This is a genomic window from Streptomyces sp. NPDC088553 (assembly GCF_044752965.1).
GTDB lineage: Bacteria > Actinomycetota > Actinomycetes > Streptomycetales > Streptomycetaceae > Streptomyces.
Window position 1 is genome coordinate 144,726 of record NZ_JBIVMG010000010.1, and the last position, 17,134, is coordinate 161,859.

16 protein-coding genes are annotated in these 17,134 nt (G+C 72.2%); 5 read left to right on the plus strand and 11 right to left on the minus strand.

Annotated elements, in window-relative coordinates:
• Positions 1–51 precede the first annotated feature (51 nt).
• Positions 52–1,923 carry an anthranilate synthase family protein gene (locus ACIP8Z_RS30405; RefSeq protein WP_402089182.1) on the plus strand — a complete coding sequence of 624 codons (1,872 nt, stop codon included), beginning with the start codon at positions 52–54 and terminating at the stop codon, positions 1,921–1,923.
• 60 nt (positions 1,924–1,983) lie between these two features.
• On the opposite strand, the gene ACIP8Z_RS30410 is transcribed toward ACIP8Z_RS30405, so the two are convergent.
• The 4 genes from ACIP8Z_RS30410 to ACIP8Z_RS30425 form a co-directional block, all read right to left on the minus strand.
• Positions 1,984–2,982, minus strand: a complete 999-nt coding sequence (locus tag ACIP8Z_RS30410; RefSeq protein WP_402089185.1) for a 2-hydroxyacid dehydrogenase — start codon at positions 2,980–2,982, stop codon at positions 1,984–1,986.
• Positions 2,983–3,087: 105 nt separating this feature from the next.
• The gene (locus ACIP8Z_RS30415) at positions 3,088–3,762 is read right to left on the minus strand and encodes a response regulator (RefSeq protein ID WP_402089188.1); all 675 of its coding nucleotides are present in this window, start codon (positions 3,760–3,762) and stop codon (positions 3,088–3,090) included.
• Positions 3,759–4,973 (minus strand): MacS family sensor histidine kinase, encoded by a 1,215-nt coding sequence (macS, locus tag ACIP8Z_RS30420; protein ID WP_402089191.1) that lies wholly within the window; start codon positions 4,971–4,973, stop codon positions 3,759–3,761. The genes ACIP8Z_RS30415 and macS overlap by 4 nt, the downstream gene beginning before the upstream one ends.
• 48 nt (positions 4,974–5,021) lie before the next feature.
• A complete protein-coding gene (locus ACIP8Z_RS30425; protein ID WP_150160133.1) occupies positions 5,022–5,753 on the minus strand; it encodes a 1-acyl-sn-glycerol-3-phosphate acyltransferase in 732 nt (243 codons plus the stop codon).
• Between the two features lie 200 nt (positions 5,754–5,953).
• Between ACIP8Z_RS30425 and ACIP8Z_RS30430 the strand changes: the two genes are divergently transcribed.
• Positions 5,954–6,736: an alpha/beta hydrolase gene (locus ACIP8Z_RS30430; RefSeq protein WP_402089194.1), complete on the plus strand. Its 783-nt coding sequence runs from the start codon at positions 5,954–5,956 to the stop codon at positions 6,734–6,736.
• On the plus strand, positions 6,729–7,418 hold the full coding sequence (locus ACIP8Z_RS30435; RefSeq protein ID WP_402089197.1) for a hypothetical protein: 690 nt from the start codon (positions 6,729–6,731) through the stop codon (positions 7,416–7,418). Before ACIP8Z_RS30430 ends, ACIP8Z_RS30435 begins: the two co-directional genes overlap by 8 nt.
• Positions 7,419–7,538: 120 nt before the next feature.
• On the opposite strand, the gene ACIP8Z_RS30440 is transcribed toward ACIP8Z_RS30435, so the two are convergent.
• The 6 genes from ACIP8Z_RS30440 to ACIP8Z_RS30465 form a co-directional block, all read right to left on the minus strand.
• Positions 7,539–8,285, minus strand: a complete 747-nt coding sequence (locus ACIP8Z_RS30440) for an endonuclease/exonuclease/phosphatase family protein (RefSeq protein WP_402089200.1) — start codon at positions 8,283–8,285, stop codon at positions 7,539–7,541.
• A gap of 72 nt (positions 8,286–8,357) precedes the next feature.
• On the minus strand, positions 8,358–9,299 hold the full coding sequence (locus ACIP8Z_RS30445; protein ID WP_030314421.1) for an ROK family glucokinase: 942 nt from the start codon (positions 9,297–9,299) through the stop codon (positions 8,358–8,360).
• Between the two features lie 66 nt (positions 9,300–9,365).
• Positions 9,366–9,863 carry a DUF5304 domain-containing protein gene (locus tag ACIP8Z_RS30450; RefSeq protein ID WP_402089203.1) on the minus strand — a complete coding sequence of 166 codons (498 nt, stop codon included), beginning with the start codon at positions 9,861–9,863 and terminating at the stop codon, positions 9,366–9,368.
• 43 nt (positions 9,864–9,906) lie between these two features.
• On the minus strand, positions 9,907–11,058 hold the full coding sequence (locus tag ACIP8Z_RS30455) for an ArsA-related P-loop ATPase (RefSeq protein WP_402089206.1): 1,152 nt from the start codon (positions 11,056–11,058) through the stop codon (positions 9,907–9,909).
• A gap of 66 nt (positions 11,059–11,124) precedes the next feature.
• Positions 11,125–11,568, minus strand: coding sequence for an SRPBCC family protein (locus tag ACIP8Z_RS30460; RefSeq protein WP_319308746.1), 444 nt, complete (start codon positions 11,566–11,568; stop codon positions 11,125–11,127).
• A gap of 89 nt (positions 11,569–11,657) precedes the next feature.
• On the minus strand, positions 11,658–12,425 hold the full coding sequence (locus tag ACIP8Z_RS30465; RefSeq protein WP_402089210.1) for a metallophosphoesterase: 768 nt from the start codon (positions 12,423–12,425) through the stop codon (positions 11,658–11,660).
• Positions 12,426–12,680: 255 nt separating this feature from the next.
• On the opposite strand from ACIP8Z_RS30465, the gene ACIP8Z_RS30470 reads away from it, so the two are divergent.
• A complete protein-coding gene (locus ACIP8Z_RS30470; protein ID WP_402089213.1) occupies positions 12,681–14,477 on the plus strand; it encodes an AMP-dependent synthetase/ligase in 1,797 nt (598 codons plus the stop codon).
• Positions 14,478–14,562: 85 nt separating this feature from the next.
• On the opposite strand, the gene ACIP8Z_RS30475 is transcribed toward ACIP8Z_RS30470, so the two are convergent.
• Complete coding sequence (locus tag ACIP8Z_RS30475) at positions 14,563–15,705, minus strand: glycosyltransferase family 4 protein (protein ID WP_402089216.1); 1,143 nt, start codon at positions 15,703–15,705, stop codon at positions 14,563–14,565.
• A gap of 89 nt (positions 15,706–15,794) precedes the next feature.
• On the opposite strand from ACIP8Z_RS30475, the gene ACIP8Z_RS30480 reads away from it, so the two are divergent.
• Entirely contained in the window at positions 15,795–17,060 is a 1,266-nt protein-coding gene (locus ACIP8Z_RS30480; RefSeq protein WP_402089219.1) for a glycosyltransferase 87 family protein, read from the plus strand.
• The last annotated feature ends 74 nt before the right edge of the window (positions 17,061–17,134 follow it).

Genomic DNA, 17,134 nt, shown 5'->3' on the forward strand with positions numbered 1-17,134 from the left:
TACCCGGGGCCGTTCCTCTCCGTACTCCACCCGGAAGGAACGCCACACCTCATGGACCTCTCCCGTCTCCTCGACCCCTCCTGCCCGCCCTTCGCCCTGCTGCGCCGCCGTACCCCCGGCCATGACCACGACACCGTCGAGGTCCTGATCGGCCGGGTCCACGAGGCCGAGCGCCTTGCGGAGCTGCCCGTAGGACCGCTGCCGACGCTCGCCCTGGTGCCCTTCCGGCAGATCCGGGAGCGCGGCTTCGACGTCCGCGACGACGGCACCCCGCTCTCCGTGCTCGTCGCCGAGGAGTCCTACGAGCTGCCGCTCGCCGAGGCCCTCCGGCAGCTCCCGGCGCACGACGTACGCGTCGAGAACGGCGGGTTCGACGTCTCCGACGAGGAGTACGCCGGGATCGTGCGACGGGTCGTCGACGAGGAGATCGGCTCCGGCGAGGGCGCGAACTTCGTCATCCGTCGGACGTACACCGGGGAGATCCCGGGCTTCGGGCGGGCCGACGCGCTGGCCCTGTTCCGGCGGCTGCTCGCCGGTGAGCGGGGCGCGTACTGGACCTTCGTCGTGCACACCGGCGACCGGACCCTGGTCGGAGCGAGCCCCGAGGTGCACGTGCGGATGTCGGGAGGCACGGTCGTCATGAACCCGATCAGCGGCACGTACCGCTACCCGGCCGGGGCCGCCCCGACCACCGAGGGCCTGCTCGCCTTCCTCGCCGACCGCAAGGAGACCGAGGAGCTGTCGATGGTGGTCGACGAGGAACTCAAGATGATGTGCACGGTCGGCGACATGGGCGGGGTGGTGATCGGTCCGCGGCTGAAGGAGATGGCCCATCTCGCGCACACCGAGTACGAGTTGCGGGGCCGCTCCAGCCTGGACGTGCGGGAGGTGCTGCGGGAGACGATGTTCGCGGCGACGGTGACCGGTTCGCCGGTGCAGAACGCCTGCCGGGTGATCGAGCGTCACGAGGTGGGCGGCCGCGGCTACTACGCGGGTGCCCTCGCCCTGATCGGTACGGACGAGAGCGGCGCCCAGACCCTGGACTCCCCCATCCTGATCCGTACGGCCGACATCGCGGCGGACGGGCGGCTCAAGGTGCCGGTCGGCGCCACGCTCGTACGGCACTCGGACCCGGCGGGCGAGGTAGCCGAGACCCACGCCAAGGCGGCCGGGGTGCTCACCGCGCTCGGGGTGCGGGAGGGCAGGCCGGCCGGAGGTACGGCACCGGCCACCACGCCGCTCGCCGACGATCCCCGGGTACGGGCCGCCCTGGACGCGCGCCGGGCCGATCTCGCGCCGTTCTGGCTGAGGATGCAGGTCCGCTCGGCCGAACTGTCGGGCCACGCCCTGGTGATCGACGCCGAGGACACCTTCACGGCGATGCTCGCGCACGTGCTGCGCTCCTCGGGCCTCGACGTGTCCGTGCTCCGCTACGACGAGCCGGGACTGCGCGAGCTCGCGCTCGCCCATGAGGGTCCGGTGGTCCTCGGCCCCGGTCCCGGGAACCCCTCCGACGCCGCCGATCCCAAGATGCGCTTCCTGCGCGGGCTGACGGCCGAGTTGGTCCGGGAGCACCGGCACGGTCTCCTCGGTGTCTGCCTCGGGCACGAGCTGATCGCCGCCGAGCTGGGCCTGGAGATCGTCCGCAAGCGGATCCCGTTCCAGGGGGCCCAGATGCGGATCGACCTGTTCGGGCAGGAGCGGAGGGTGGGCTTCTACAACAGCTTCACCGCCCGCTGCGACGACCGGACGGCGACCGAGCTGGCCCTGCACCGGATCGAGGTGAGCCGGGACGCGGAGACCGGCGAGGTGCACGCGCTGCGGGGGCCGGGCTTCGCCGGGGTGCAGTTCCACCCCGAGTCGGTGCTGACGACGGACGGCGCGGCCCTGACGGCCTCGCTCCTCGCCGGCGTGCTGGTCTAGGCGTATCGGTCCGCTGGTCCCGGCGTACCGGTCCGGGCGTGCCGGTCCCGGCGTACCGGTCTAGGAGATCCTCGGGACGAGGACGTTCTCGCTGCGCCGTCCCGCGGTGTAGTCGAGGACGTTCCGGACGGTGGTGTCGATGATCTGGCCGACGGCGTCCTCGGTGTAGTACGCCTGGTGCGAGGTGACCACCACGTTCGGGAAGGTCACCAGACGGGCCAGGGTGTCGTCCTCGACGACCTCCAGGGACTTGTCGAGGAAGAAGAGCCCGGCCTCCGCCTCGTACACGTCGAGGCCCACGCCCGCGAAGCGGCCGGCCCGGAGTTCGGCGACGAGCGCCTCGGTGTCGATGAGTCCGCCGCGGCTGGAGTTCACCAGGATGACGTCGTCCTTCATCGACCGGAGGGCGGCGGCGTCGATGAGGTGCTGGGTGGACGGGAGGAGCGGCACATGGAGGCTGACGAGGTCGGCCTCGGCGAGGAGCCGCTCCTTCTCGACGTACTTCATGCCGAGGTCGACGCAGGCGGGGTTCTCGGCGACGTCCCAGCCGAGGAGGTTCATGCCGAAGCCGTGCGCGATCCGGGTGAAGGCCTCGCCGATCTTGCCCGTGCCGAGGACGCCGACGGTACGGCCCCGCAGGTCACGGCCCATCAGTCCGTCGAGCCGGAAGTCGAAGTCGCGGGTCCGGTTGGAGGCGCGGACGATCCGGCGGTTGACGGCCATGGCGAGGGTCCAGGCGAACTCGGCGACGGAGTAGGGCGAGTAGTACGAGACCCGGGCGACGGTGAGGCCGAGCCGCTCGGCGACCTCCAGGTCGATGTTGTTGAAGCCCGTGGAGCGCTGGGCGATCATCTGGGTTCCGCCGGCGGCGAGGGTCTGCAGGACGCGGTGGTCCAGGCTGGCGTTGACGCTCGTGGAGACGATCTCGTAGCCGGCGGCGATGGGCGCGGTGTCCTCGGTGAGGAAGACGCTCAGACAGCGGACGTCGTGGTGGCCGGCGAAGGCCTTCTCGATGAGGGGCTTCTCGTCCGCCTGCACGCCGAATGCCAGGATTTCCACGAGATTCCCCTCAAGGTGACGAATGGGCCGTATATCCGCGATACGTGCGAATATACGGCCCCTCATCGCGCCGTGCCCGGCACACAGGCGCACCGTGCCGTCGCGTCAGGCGTCGTCGAGGCCCCGCTCGATGGCGTACCGGACGAGTTCCACCCGGTTGTGCAGCTGGAGCTTGCCGAGGGTGTTCTGGACGTGGTTCTGCACCGTGCGGTGCGAGATCACCAGGCGCTCGGCGATCTGCTTGTAGCTGAGGCCCTTGGCGACGAGCCGCAGGACCTCCGTCTCGCGCTCGGTCAGCTGCGGGGCCTTCGGCTCGTGGGCGCCGGCCGACGGGGCGGGCTCGGTCGCGAGCCTGCGGTACTCGCCGAGGACCAGTCCGGCGAGGCCGGGGGTGAAGACGGGGTCGCCGACGGCCGTCCGCCGCACGGCGTCGATCAGCTCCTCCGTACTCGCCGACTTGAGCAGGTAGCCGGTGGCGCCGGACTTGACCGCCTCCAGGACGTCCGCGTGCTCGCCGCTCGCCGAGAGGACCAGGACCCGCAGCCCCGGTCCGCCGCCGACGAGCTCCTTGCACACCTGGACGCCCGGCTTCACCGGCAGGTTCAGGTCCAGGACGAGGACGTCGGGCATGACCGCGAGGGCGCGGCGCACCGCCTGCTCGCCGTCGCCCGCCGTGGCGACCACGTCCAGGCCCGCCTCGGCCAGGTCGCGGGCGACCGCGTCCCGCCACATCGGGTGGTCGTCCACGACCATCACTCTGATCTGCTGCTGCTCGCTCATCTTCCTTGTCCTGCCTTCCCCCGTGGAACCTTCAACTCGACTTCCGTGCCCTGTCCGGGGACCGAGATCAGCTCGGCCGAGCCGCCCAGATCCCGCAGTCTCCCCCGGATGGAGAGGGCGACGCCCATCCGGCCCTCGCCCCACGCCTCCGCGAGGCGGCCCTCCGGGATGCCGGGGCCGTCGTCCCGGACGGTGACGATCACCTCGTCGGGCCAGTCCTCGACGAGGATCCAGGCGTTCGCGTCCTCCCCCGCGTGCACCCGCACATTGTCCAGGGCGGCGCCGACGGCGGCGGCCAGCTCACGGGCGGCGGGCGGTGCGAGGAGCACGGGCGCGCCCGGTTCGGAGAGGGTGACCTTCGCCCCGGCGCGCGGGGCGAGCAGCAGCCTGAGGTCCACGGGCGAGTCGTCGTCGTGGTCCTCCTCCACCTCGACGACCCGGACGACGGCGCCCTCGGACTCGTCCTCGGAGACCAGGCTGGGGCGGCTGAGGCCGCCGGCCACGAGGGTCCGGAGGGCCACCTCCTGCTCCCCCGCCATCCGCCCGAGGTCGGCGGCCTCGCCGCCGAGGGCGGTGCCGCGCCGCTGCACCATCGCGAGGACCTGGAGGACGCTGTCGTGGATGTCGCGGGCGAGCCGCTCCCGCTCGCGGGTGGCGGCCTCGATCTCCAGGGCGCGGGCGAGGGTGCGCTCGGAGGCGCGGGCGACCTCGACGACGTATCCGATGGCGATGGAGGCCACCCAGACGAGCAGGACGTTGTGGAGGGTGTCCCGGCTGGGGTGGCCGCGTTCGACGAGGTTGGCGACGGCGACGAGGGAGGAGGCGACGCCGGCCCAGCGCCAGCCGCCCTTGATCGCGTACGCGAGGACGGATCCGGCGGTCCATATCGACGGCAGGGTGGGGCCCTCGATGGTCTGGGCGTGGGCGTCGGCGAGCGGGGTGAGGAGGATGCCGACGAGGGCGATGGTGAGGTCGGCGCCGAGGAAGCGCTTGGTGCAGCTGGCCGCGTTCGCCACCTTGGGGAGGGTCGCGAGGGTCCAGACGCACATCACCGCCAGGAAGGCGACGGCGATCCAGGGCCGCTCGTACCGGTCACGGCCGAACGCGAACAGCAGGACCGCGTAGACCATGGTCAGGACGCGGTAGCCGGTCAGCGCCCGCCACAACGGCTGCTCGACCGACATGCGCACGACACGCTCGCGCTTGGCCATCTCCCCCACCCCCGGCCGTCCCGTACGGGACGGCTGACCGCCGGACGCCTACGCGCCGGACTCTTCCCGAGCGGCGATCTCGGCCTTCACGGCCTCCTTGGCCGCCTTCTCCGCGTCCGCGATCTGCCGCTTGGCGGCGGTCGCGTAGATGTCGACGTACTCCTGGCCGGACAGCTTCATGATCTCGTACATGACCTCGTCGGTCACCGAGCGGAGGATGAAGCGGTCCCCCTCCATGCCCTGGTAGCGGGTGAAGTCCAGCGGCTTGCCGATCCGGATCCCCGGGCGCATCAGCTTGGGGACGACCTTGCCGGGCGGCTGGATCTTCTCGGTGTCGATCATGGCGACCGGGATCACCGGCGCGCCGGTGGCCAGGGCCACGCGCGCGAGGCCGCCGGGCTTGCCGCGGTAGAGGCGGCCGTCGGGCGAGCGGGTGCCCTCGGGGTAGATCCCGAAGAGACCGCCGCCCTCGATGACCTCGATACCGGCCTTGATCGCCGCCTCGCCCGCGCCGCGGGCACCCGAACGGTCCACCGGAAGCTGGCCGACGCCCTTGAAGAAGGCGGCCGTCAGCTTGCCCTTCACACCCGGCGAGGTGAAGTACTCCGCCTTGGCGATGAAGGTGACCTTGCGGTCGAGCACGGCGGGCAGGAAGAAGGAGTCGGAGAACGACAGGTGGTTGCTCGCCAGGATCGCGGGCCCCTCGGCGGGAATGTTCTCCAGACCCTCCACCCAGGGACGGAAGGCAAGCTTCAGGGACCCTCCGAGGGAGAACTTCATTGCGCCGTAGATCAACTCGCCATGCCTTCCGTGTGCCGTGGCGACGACTTTATCCCGTACCGGCGTACGGCCCCCGCTACGGCCCTGGTCGGTGTCGGTCCGGTCGCGTACCGTGAAGGTCCTTCCCCATTTTCCGTCGCTTCGGCGCACCCAAGGCGCACCCGAAGGCGAACGCGAAGTCGAGCGAACAGGAGACCCCGGTGCCGGTCCTTCCCGGAGCCGAGCCGTACCGCCATGAAGGCGGAGAGGTCGGCGTCCTTCTCTGTCACGGATTCACCGGTTCCCCGCAGTCGATGCGCCCGTGGGCCGAGTATCTGGCCGCGCGCGGCCTGACGGTGTCACTGCCGCTGCTGCCCGGCCACGGCACCCGCTGGCAGGACATGCAGCTCACCACCTGGCACGACTGGTACGCCGAGGTCGACCGGGCGCTGGGCGAGCTCCTGGAGCGGTGCGCGACCGTCTTCGTCTTCGGCCTCTCCATGGGCGGGGCGCTGACCCTGCGGCTCGCCGCCCGGCACGGGGACGCCGTGAAGGGCATCGTCCTGGTCAACCCGGGCAACAAGGTGCACGGCCTGGCGGCGTACGCGCTGCCGGTCGCCCGTCATCTGGTCCCCTCGACCAAGGGCATCGCCAGCGACATCGCCAAGGAGGGCGTCACCGAGGTCGGCTACGACCGGGTGCCGCTGCACGCGGCGCACTCCCTGCGCCGGTTCTTCCGGACCGTGGACGCGGAGCTCCCGCAGGTCACGCAGCCGGTGGTACTGCTCCACAGCCCGCAGGACCATGTCGTGCCGCCCGTCGACTCGGCCCGGATCCTCTCCCGGATCTCCTCGACGGACGTCAAGGAGATCCTGCTGGAACAGAGCTACCACGTGGCGACGTTGGACCATGACGCGGAGCGGATCTTCGACGAGAGCCTGGCCTTCGTCGAGCGTCTCGCGCCGGGTCTGGTCGACGAACAGGGGAGCAGGAGCGGTGGCTGAGGAGCAGGACGGCGGCGGGCGGGAGCCGCAGCCCATCGACGAGGAGGCGGCCTGGGCCGCGATCGTCGCGGGGTACGGCGAGGAGCCGGCGGACCCGCCGGGTGCGAAGCCGTACCGGACCGTCGAGAACCTGTCGCTCCCGGAGCCGGAGGCCGACGGCGACGAGGACGAGGGCGCCGGGGAGGTCCGGCCGGTGAAGCCGGCGCCGGCCGCCGGGAAGGGCACGCCCTGGAAGCCGAGGCCGACGACCGGCGGGACGTCGCCGGAAGCCGAGGCCGACGAGGAGCCGGGGTCGGAGGAGGAGCCCGAGGCGGGTCCCGAGCGGCCCGCACTCGGCAGTTCCGTCGTCTTCGCGCCCGGCGTCCGCCCCGCCGGCCCCCGCGACTACTCCCCCGCCGACCCGGAGGACGCGCCCGGCGGATCCGACGAGGGCCACTTCGTACCGCCGGAGCCGCCCCCGCTGCCCGAGGCGGACGTGACGACCAAGTTCGCCTGGCTGGCCGTGGTCGGCGGCCCCGTCCTGATGCTGGTCGCCGTACTGCTCAGCTGGGACATGACCTGGTGGCTGACCACGCTCTGCATCGGCGGCTTCCTCGGCGGCTTCGCGACCCTGGTGGGTCGGATGAAGCACGACGACGATGACGACGGCTTCGACGACCCGGGCCGCGGCGCGGTCGTCTGATCCTTCTGACACCGCCCTCGCACCGCTCGGCGCCCGGGGCGCCGAGCGGGCTTCGGGCGGCCGCGCCGGACTCCGCCCGCCGGCCGGTGGCCGTCTCCCCGGCCGATCCCGGCGCGGCCGTCAGGACACCGCGGGCACCCGCACCGCCGCCAGCACCGGAAGGTGATCGGTGGCGGCCCGCAGATCCGCCGGGTCGAGGTCCGTCGGCACCCCGCAGCCGAGGAATTCGACCCCCGGGGTGGCGAGGATCGCGTCGATCCGCTGGTGCGGATCGACGGGGGTCGAGGTGTGCTCGCCTCCCCAGGGGCTGACCTCCCAGCCGTCCCGGAGTTCCTTCGCCAGCCGCCGGAACGCGGGCCCGTCGGGTCGTTCGTTGAGGTCCCCGGCGACGAGGGTGTACGGGGTCCCCAGGGCGGCGACCCGGTCGAGGACCATCCCGGCCTGGGCGTACCGCTCGTCCTTCCGCAGGCTCAGATGGCAGCTGACGAGACCGACCCGGGCTCCGCCGAAGCGGACGACGGCGGTCGCGAGACCGCGCCGGTGGAGGCCCGGGGTGAGGGGCAGCAGGACGTCCTCGGTGCGTTCCACGGTGGCCCGCAGGGAGCAGAGCAGCATCGGTCCGGCCGCGGTGGCGCCGCCGCTCAACATCACGAGCTCGCTCTTGGCGGCGAGCCGGGCGGCGTGTTTGCGCCAGCGGAAGAAGCGCGGGGCCTCCTGGACGAAGACGAGGTCCGGGTCGCAGGCCCGGATGACCCGGGCGAGGGCGTCCTCGTCGTCGCGCATCGAGCGCACGTTGTAGCTGAGGACCCGGAGGACGGCCGAACCGTCCTCCTCGGTGCGGGAGTTGGGCAGCTCACTGATCGCCATGACACGTAACGTACGACAACCGCCCGCCGCGTCCACAGGGACGCGACGGGCGGTTGTCGTACGAGGGACCGCTCAGCCCTGGCGGGCGAGGTCCGCCGCGCCGACCAGACCGGCCTTGTTGCCGAGCTGGGCCGCGAGGACCTGCGCGTGCGGGCGCCACTGGCCGCCGATCAGCCAGCGCCGGAAGGACTTGCGGATCGGGTCCAGGACGAGATCGCCCTCGTCCGAGACGCCCCCGCCGACGATGAACGCCGAGGGGTCGAACAGCGAGGCCAGGTCCGCGAGGCCGGCACCGGCCCAGCGGGCCAGTTCGCGGAAGGAGTCGACGGCGACCGGGTCGCCGGCGCGGGCGGCCTGGCTGACGTGCCGGCCCTCGATGCCCTCGGGGGTGCCGTCGCCGAGGCCGAGGAGGACCTGGGCCCGCTCGGGGGTGGCGTTGGCGCGCTGCTTGGCGTAGCGGACGAGCGCGCGCCCGGAGGCGTACTGCTCCCAGCAGCCCTGGCTGCCGCAGCCGCACAGCAGACCGTCCGGGACGACCCGGATGTGGCCGAACTCGGCGGCCACGCCGAAGCGTCCGCGGCGCAGCTTGTTGCCGATGATGATGCCGCCGCCGAGGCCGGTGCCGAGGGTGATGCAGATGACGTCCTCGTGGCCCTGGCCGGCGCCGAACCTGTACTCGCCCCAGGCCGCCGCGTTGGCGTCGTTCTCGACGACGACGGGCAGGCCGACCCGCTGCTCGACCTTGTCCTTGAGCGGCTCGTGCCGCCAGTCGATGTTCGGCGCGAAGAGGACGGTGGCGCGCTTGTCGTCGACGTAGCCCGCGGCACCGATGCCGACGGCCTCGATCGTGTGGCCCTTGCCGGCCTCGGACACGGCGGCGCAGATCGCGTCGACGATGCCTTCGGGGGTCGGCGGGGTGGGCACCTTGTGCGTGTCGAGGATGTTGCCCTCCTCGTCGACCACGCCGGCCGCGATCTTCGTGCCGCCGATGTCGACGCCGATGGTGAGTCCCATGTGTCCCTCAGTTTTCGGTCGAGCCCCGCTAAGGCCCACCGTACCCGAGGGGGACGGGCGTCCCGATCAGTCGAGGTCGATGTGCTGGCCGGTTCCGGGCCCCTCGTCGTCCTTGCGGTCGTGGTCAGCGGCGTCCCCGTCGGTGCCCTTGTCCGCCGTGCCGCCCGAATCGTCCGCGTCCCGGCGCGGGTCGCGCGGGTCGTCGGGGGTCACCTTCTCGTCGCGCGTCCACCGGGTCTCGTGGGACTCGACGGCGGAGCGGTAGGCGGCGAGCAGTTCGTTCCCGGCGGCGGCGAGGTGGTCGAAGACCTGCGGGTTGCGCTCGATGACGGGCTCGACGACCGCCTTCGCCTGGCTGACGAGCTGCTGCACGGTCTGCGCGGCCTGACCCGCGAGCAGCGGGTTCCCGAGGCCCCCGGAGACCTTGTCGGCCACGGCCTCGAAGAGCTTGCGGAACTCGTCGGCGGCGGAGCCGGTGTCCGCGCCGCGCTGCGCCCGGCGGCGGGCCTTCTCCGCCTCCAGGTCCTCGGCGCACGCCTTGGCCCAGGCGTCCGAATCGCTCATGGCGTACTCCTCACTGGCTGGTACTTCGACGGTACACGCCCCCTCAGGGGGTACGGGGCCAGAGCCCGGGGTCGGGCGTGAAGCGCACCCGGAGGTCGCCCTCGACGAGTCCCGCGCCGGTGACGGTGCAGCGGCGCAGGGCGGCCGGCAGGAGCACGTTGCGACGGAAGGCGCCGACGGTCAGGAGCAGTTCGTCACCCCTGCGGACGAGGGACAGATCCTCCTTGACGGCCCCGGGGAGGCCGATGTGCCACACCAGGACGCCGTCCTCCTCCCGGCGGTCCTCGACGGACCACGCCGGTACGGGGTCGGGGACGGCCGCCGGGCGCCGGGCGGGCGCGAGCAGCACGAGGTCCTCGGGTCCGCGGGGGTCCCGGCCGAGGTGCGGCAGCTCGTCGACGGTACCGCCGGCGGCGGCGGTGCCGGAGGCGGTACGGAGCTCCGCGAGGTGCCGGTGCTGCTGGGTGGTGAGTCCGGCGAACCAGGGGTCCTCGGAGCCGGCGGGCAGCAGCCGGTTGGCGACGACGGAGTCGAGGGGCAGGCGCTGGAGGGCGAGGCCGAGCCGGGCGGTGCGCAGGGCGCGGACGGCGGCGGGGCCGGGTTCGAGGACAAGACGGACGCTGGTGGTGGGGGCGTCGACGACGGCCTGGACGGCGGCCAGCTCGGTCTCCCAGCGCCCGGTGGTCTCGTACAGCCACTGCGCGGGCATCGGGACCCCGGCGAGCTGGGCGAGCATCGGGCGCAGGGCGCGGGCGGCCTGCCGTTCCGGCGGCAGGAGGCGGCGCAGATAGCGGCGGAGCTGCTCGGGCAGGGCGAGGAGGGCGAGGGCCTCGGAGAGCGGCGGCAGATCGACGACGGCGAGCTCGTGGTCGCCCTCGGCGGCGTCGCGCAGGGCGCGCAGCAGGGCGAACTGGCGGCTGCCGGGGAGTTCGGTGAGCTCGGCGTCCTCGAAGGGCACGGCGCCCAGCAGGTCGAGGGCGGTGGAGGAGCGGGCCTGGAGGGCGAGGAACTCGCGGCGGAAGTCCCCGGCCGGGCGGGGGCGCAGGACGCGGAGTCCGTCCTGGGCCGGGAGCGGTTCGACGTCCTCGGAGACGAGCAGGACCCGGCGGCCCGCCCGCGCCTCGGCGAGGGCGGTCGCGGCGGCGACGGTGGTGCGACCGGCGCCGCCGGACCCGGTGACAAGGATGATCCGCATGCGGAGGACGTTACCCGCGCCCTCCCGGCGCTCGTACGGGAGGACGTGACCGGCCGCCCGCGGGGCTCAGGCGCCGGATTCGACGCGCTTCTTCAGGCCCGCCAGCGCCCGGTCGATGATGACCTTCTCCGCCTTGCGCTTGATCATGCCGAGCATCGGGATCTTCACGTCGACGGTCAGCTGATAGGTGACCTCCGTGCGGTCACCGCCGCCCACCGGCGCCAGCCGGTACGAGCCGTCGAGCGACCTCAGCATCTGGGACTTGACCAGCGTCCAGCTGACCTCGTTGCCGCCGGTCCAGGTGTACGCGAGGGTGTGGTCGTCCTTGATCGCGCCGGCGTCGAGCAGCAGCCGGACCTTCTCGGCGCGGCCGGCCTCGTCGGTCTCCAGGACCTCGGCCTCCTTCACCTCGCCCGTCCACTCGGGGTAGCGGGCGAAGTCGGCGATCACGCCCATGACGTCGGCCGGTGCCGCCTCGATGGTGATGCTCGAGCTGGTGTGTTCGGCCATCGTGGTGGCTCCTCCACTGTGCGTCCGGCGGAAGTCAAAGGGGCACAGACGTGCCGACGGAAGGCTATCGCGCTGCGACGCGGGGCCCGTCACCACTCCAGGGCGAAGGGCCTGCCCGTCGAGGCGAAGTGGCCGACGTTCACGCACTCGGTCGACGCGATCCGCATCCGCCGGGCCAGCGGCTGGTGGACGTGGCCGAACAGGGCGTAGCGGGGCCGGGTGCGCCGGATGGCGTCGAGCAGGGCGCGGCTGCCCCGCTCGAAGCGGCGGGCCACGGTGTCGTACGTCAGGTCCGGCACCTCGGGCGGGATGTGGGAGCAGAGGACGTCGACGTCGCCGAGCGCCTCGACCTTCGCCGCGTACTCCTCGTCGGAGATCTCGTACGGGGTGCGCATCGGCGTGCGCAGACCGCCGCCGACGAAGCCGAAGACGAGGCCGCCCACCTCGACCCGCTCGCCGTCGAGGACGGTCGTCCCGGGCCGGGCGAACTCGGGCCAGAAGCGGGGGATGTCGACGTTGCCGTAGGTGGCGTACGTGGGGGTGGGGAAGGCGGCGAAGAGTTCGGCGTACTGGCGGCGGACCGCGCCCTCGATCGCCGTCTCGCGGTCGACGTCGAGCTCGGCCCAGAGCCGGCGCCCCAGGTCACGGGCCTCGTCGAAGCGGCGGGCGGTGCGCAGCTCGACCAGCCGGTCGGCGTTCTCGACGCCGAAGAGGTCGGGGAAGATCCCGCGGCTGTGGTCGGCGTAGTCGAGGAAGAGGACCAGGTCCCCCAGGCATATCAGGGCGTCGGCCCCGTCCCCCGCCCTGGCGAGGTCTCCGGCGTTGCCGTGCACGTCACTGACCACATGGACTCGCATGGGCCCCACCTTAGGGGGTGTCACCTGCGGTTACTTCCGAGTCGGGAAACCTGTGGATTACTGTGCGGAGAGCACCGCCACACATGTGTGACGCACGGAACATCTGGCCGGAACCCCCTATCCGGAACCATGTACTGATGGGTAACGTCCGGGCAGTCCAGTCGTGCTCTCCCCCACGGAGCACCTCCAGTTCTTGGACTTCACCGGTGCATCACACAGAGCCGTGGCGCCGGCGCCCGATGAGGAGCAGCAGTCTTGCGCGAGTTCAGCCTTCCGGCCCTGTACGAGGTCCCCGCGGACGGCAACCTGACGGATCTCATCCGCCGCAACGCCTCCCAGCACCCAGATGTCGCCGTCATGGGCCGCAAGGTCGACGGCGTGTGGACGGATGTGACCGCGACGCAGTTCCTCGCGGAGGTCCGTGGGGCCGCCAAGGGCCTGATCGCGGCCGGCGTCGAGCCGGGCGACCGGGTCGCGCTGCTCTCCCGCACGCGGTACGAGTGGGTGCTCCTCGACTTCGCGATCTGGAGCGCGGGCGGCGTGACCGTGCCCGTGTACGAGACCAGCTCGCCGGAGCAGATCCAGTGGATCCTCGGCGACTCGGGCGCGACGCTGGTGCTCGTCGAGAGCGCCGCGCACCAGGAGTCGGTGGAGTCCGTACGGGCGGACCTGCCGGAGCTGAAGGGCATCTGGCAGATCGAGGACGACGCGGTCGCGCGGCTGACCGCCACCGGCCTCGACGTCTCCGACGAGCTGCTCGACGCGCGCATGTCGGCGGCGAACGCGGACGACCCGGCGACGATCGTCTACACCTCGGGCACCACGGGCCGCCCCAAGGGCTGCGTCCTGACCCACCGGGCCTTCTTCGCCGAGTGCGGCAACGTGGTGGAGCGACTGAAGCCGCTCTTCCGTACGGGCGAGTGTTCGGTGCTGCTGTTCCTGCCGGCCGCGCACGTCTTCGGGCGGCTCGTCGAGATCGCGTCCGTGATGGCGCCGATCCGTCTCGGCTGCGTCCCCGACATCAAGAACCTCACGGACGAGCTGGCCTCGTTCCGGCCCACCCTGATCCTGGGCGTGCCGCGGGTCTTCGAGAAGGTCTACAACTCGGCGCGGGCCAAGGCGCAGGCCGACGGCAAGGGCAAGATCTTCGACAAGGCCGCGCACACGGCCATCGCGTACAGCAGGGCGCTGAGCACCCCGCAGGGCCCGTCCTTCGGCCTGAGGCTGAAGCACAGGATCTTCGACAAGCTGGTCTTCAGCAAGCTGCGGGCGGTGCTCGGCGGCCGCGGCGAGTACGCGATCTCGGGCGGCGCGCCGCTGGGTGAGCGGCTCGGTCACTTCTTCCGGGGCATCGGCTTCACGGTCCTGGAGGGCTACGGCCTGACGGAGTCGTGCGCGGCGACGGCGTTCAACCCGTGGGACCGGCAGAAGATCGGCACGGTCGGTCAGCCGCTGCCGGGTTCGGTGGTGCGGATCGCCGACGACGGCGAGGTGCTGCTGCACGGCGAGCACATCTTCTCGCGGTACTGGAACAACGAGACGGCGACGGCCGAGGCGCTGGCGGACGGCTGGTTCCACACGGGCGACATCGGCACCCTCGACGAGGACGGCTACCTCGCGATCACCGGCCGGAAGAAGGAGATCCTGGTGACGGCGGGCGGCAAGAACGTCGCCCCGGCGGTCATCGAGGACCGGATCCGGGCGCACGCGCTGGTCGCGGAGTGCATGGTGGTCGGCGACGGCCGCCCGTTCGTGGGCGCGCTGGTCACGATCGACGAGGAGTTCCTGGGCCGCTGGGCCGCGGAGCACGGCAAGCCGGCGGGCTCGACGGCGGTCACTCTCCGCGACGACGCGGACCTGGTGGCGGAGGTCCAGCGCGCGATCGACGACGGCAACGCGGCGGTCTCCAAGGCGGAGTCGGTGCGCAAGTTCCGCATCCTCCCGGCGCAGTTCACGGAGGAGGCGGGTCACATCACGCCGTCGCTGAAGCTGAAGCGGAACGTGGTGGCGAAGGACTTCGCGGACGAGATCGAGGCGATCTACCGGGCCTGATCGGGTCCGGCGTACGTACGGCCGGAGGCCCGGGGCGACACCGCCCCGGGCCTCCGGCCGTTTCCTCCGTCCCCCCGGACGCTCGCTACAGAAGCTCCTTGAGACGCTCCGCGAGGAGGTCCCAGCGCCATTTCTCCTCGACCCAGGCACGGCCCCGCTCGCCCATGCGGGCGCGGAGCTCGGGGTCGAGGAGGAGGGTGCTGACGCGGTCGGCGGTGTCCTCGGCGGACTCGCCGCGGACGACCCAGCCGGTCTCGCCGTCGAGGACCGCGTCGGGGGCGCCGCCCGAGTCGCCCGCGACGACGGGCAGGCCGGTCGCGGAGGCCTCCAGGTAGACGATGCCGAGGCCCTCGACGTCGAGGCCGCCGCGCCGAGTGCGGCAGGGCATGGCGAAGACGTCGCCGGCGCCGTAGTGGGCGGGCAGCTCCGACCAGGGGACGGCGCCGGTGAAGCGTACGGATCCGGCCACCCCGGTCTCGGCGGCGAGACGGTGCAGATCCTTCTCGTACGGGCCGCCGCCGACGATCAGGAGGACCGCGTCCGGCACCTGGCGAAGGATCTGCGGCATGGCCCTGATCAGGGTGTCCTGGCCCTTGCGCGGAACGAGCCGGGAGACACAGACGACCACGGGGCGGTCGCTGAGCCCGAGCCGGGCACGGACCTCGGCGCCGCCCGAGTCGGGGTGGAAGGTCTTCTCGTCGACGCCCGGCGGCAGCTGCCTCATGCGGCCCGCGGCGGCGGGCGTGAGAGCGGCCGCGATCCGGGAGCGGGTGTACTCGCCGAGGTAGGTGATGGTGTCCGTGCCCTCGCCGATCCGCCGGAGCAGCTGACGGGAGGCGGGCAGCTGGGCCCAGCCGGCCTCGTGCCCGTGTGTGGTGGCGACGATTCGCCGTGCGCCGGCCCTGCGCAGCGCGGGGGCCATCAGGCCGAGCGGCGCGGCCGCGCCGAACCAGACGGACTCACAACCGTGCTCGCGCAGGAGCGCGGTGGCCCGTGCCGTGACCCGAGGTGTGGGCAACAGCATAGTGGTGCGATCCCGGACGACCGTGAAAGGCTGTTCGGCGTCGAACGCGGCCGTCGCCTCGATCCCTTCGCGGCTGCGCTTCCAGGTGGAGGCGTACACCACGATCTGGTCGGGATCCAGGCGGAGGGCCATGTTGTGCAGGAAGGCCTGGATTCCGCCCGGACGCGGCGGGAAGTCGTTGGTTACGATCAGGGTCTTGTGCATCGGGGCCGACAGTACCGCGAGCGCACCCACCGCCCAGCACCACCATCCCCCCGCGGCAGCGGGCCGACAGGACAAGGAACAGGACAGGTATGACGGGGGCAGTGGGCACCGGATCACGCACGCGTCTCCGTCTCCCGCTCGGCCTCTGGGGCCTGACCCGGATCATCCTCCTGCTGTGTGTGTTCAAGGTCGTGGTGGTCCCCGGACCGGACGCGACGGCCGAGGTCGGGCAGATCTACCAGGGCTGGTTCGACGTCCTGCGGACCGGCGAGTATCCCCGGTCGGACGTGACCTGGCAGTACCCGCCGGCCGCCGCGCTCGCGATCCTCTCTCCCGTGCTGCTGCCCTTCCTCGGCTACGCGACGGCCTTCTTCGTCCTGGCGTTCCTCTGTGACGCCTTCGTCATGGGCCTCCTCCTGCACACCGGCCGCCGCGCCGGCCGGTCGATGCGGGGTGCGTGGCTGTGGCTGGCGGCGGTGCCCCTGCTCGGCCCGACCGCGTACGCCCGCTATGACGTCATGGTGACGGCCGTCGCCGTGGCCGCCCTGCTGGCCGTCCGCCGCGATCCCCGTGTGCTCGGTGTCCTCGCCGGTTTCGGCGCCGTCCTCAAGGTGTGGCCGGCACTGCTGCTCGTGGGCACCCCGAAGGGCGGCGCGACCTGGCGTTCCTGGCCGGTGGCGGCCGGCGCCGCGGGTGCGGTGCTGCTGCTGTGCGCGGCCTGGATGCCGGGATCGCTGGCCTTCCTCTCGTACCAGAGCGAGCGGGGCACGGAGGTCGAGTCGCTGGGGGCGATGGTGTTCCACGTGGCCCGGCACTTCGGCTGGGAGGGCGAGGCCCGGATGAACTACGGCTCGATGGAGTTCCTCGGCCCCTACGTCTCGTGGGTGTCGTCCGGTGCGATGGCGTTGACGATCGCCGCGTTCGGATGGCTGGCGGTGTGGCGGTTCAAGGCGCGCCGGTTCTCCTCGTCGACGACGGCGGACGCGGCCTTCGTCGCCGTGCTGCTCTTCACCGTGACGAGCCGGGTGATCTCACCGCAGTACATGATCTGGCTGTTCGGGCTCGCCGCGGTCTGTCTCGCCTACCGCTCGACGAGCATGCGGCGCCCCGCCCATCTGGTGCTGTGGGCGACGGCCGTGACGCAGTTCGAGTTCCCCGTCTGGTTCTCCCATGTGACGCAGAGCGATCCGCTGGGCATCGGCGTGCTGTTCCTGCGCAACGGTCTCCTGGTGGTCGCCACCTTCTCCGCCTGCCGCGCCCTGTGGCGGCACACGGTGACCGAGGCCGGCGTCGTGCGCATCCCGGGGCAGACGCGTCGGCCCGAGCGGGAAAAGGTCCTGGCCGGATCGGCCTGAGCGGTAGTGGCCCGAACACCGATACGCACTGGTGCTACCCTGGGGCACCTTTGCCTTCCCGTTAGGTTCTTCTG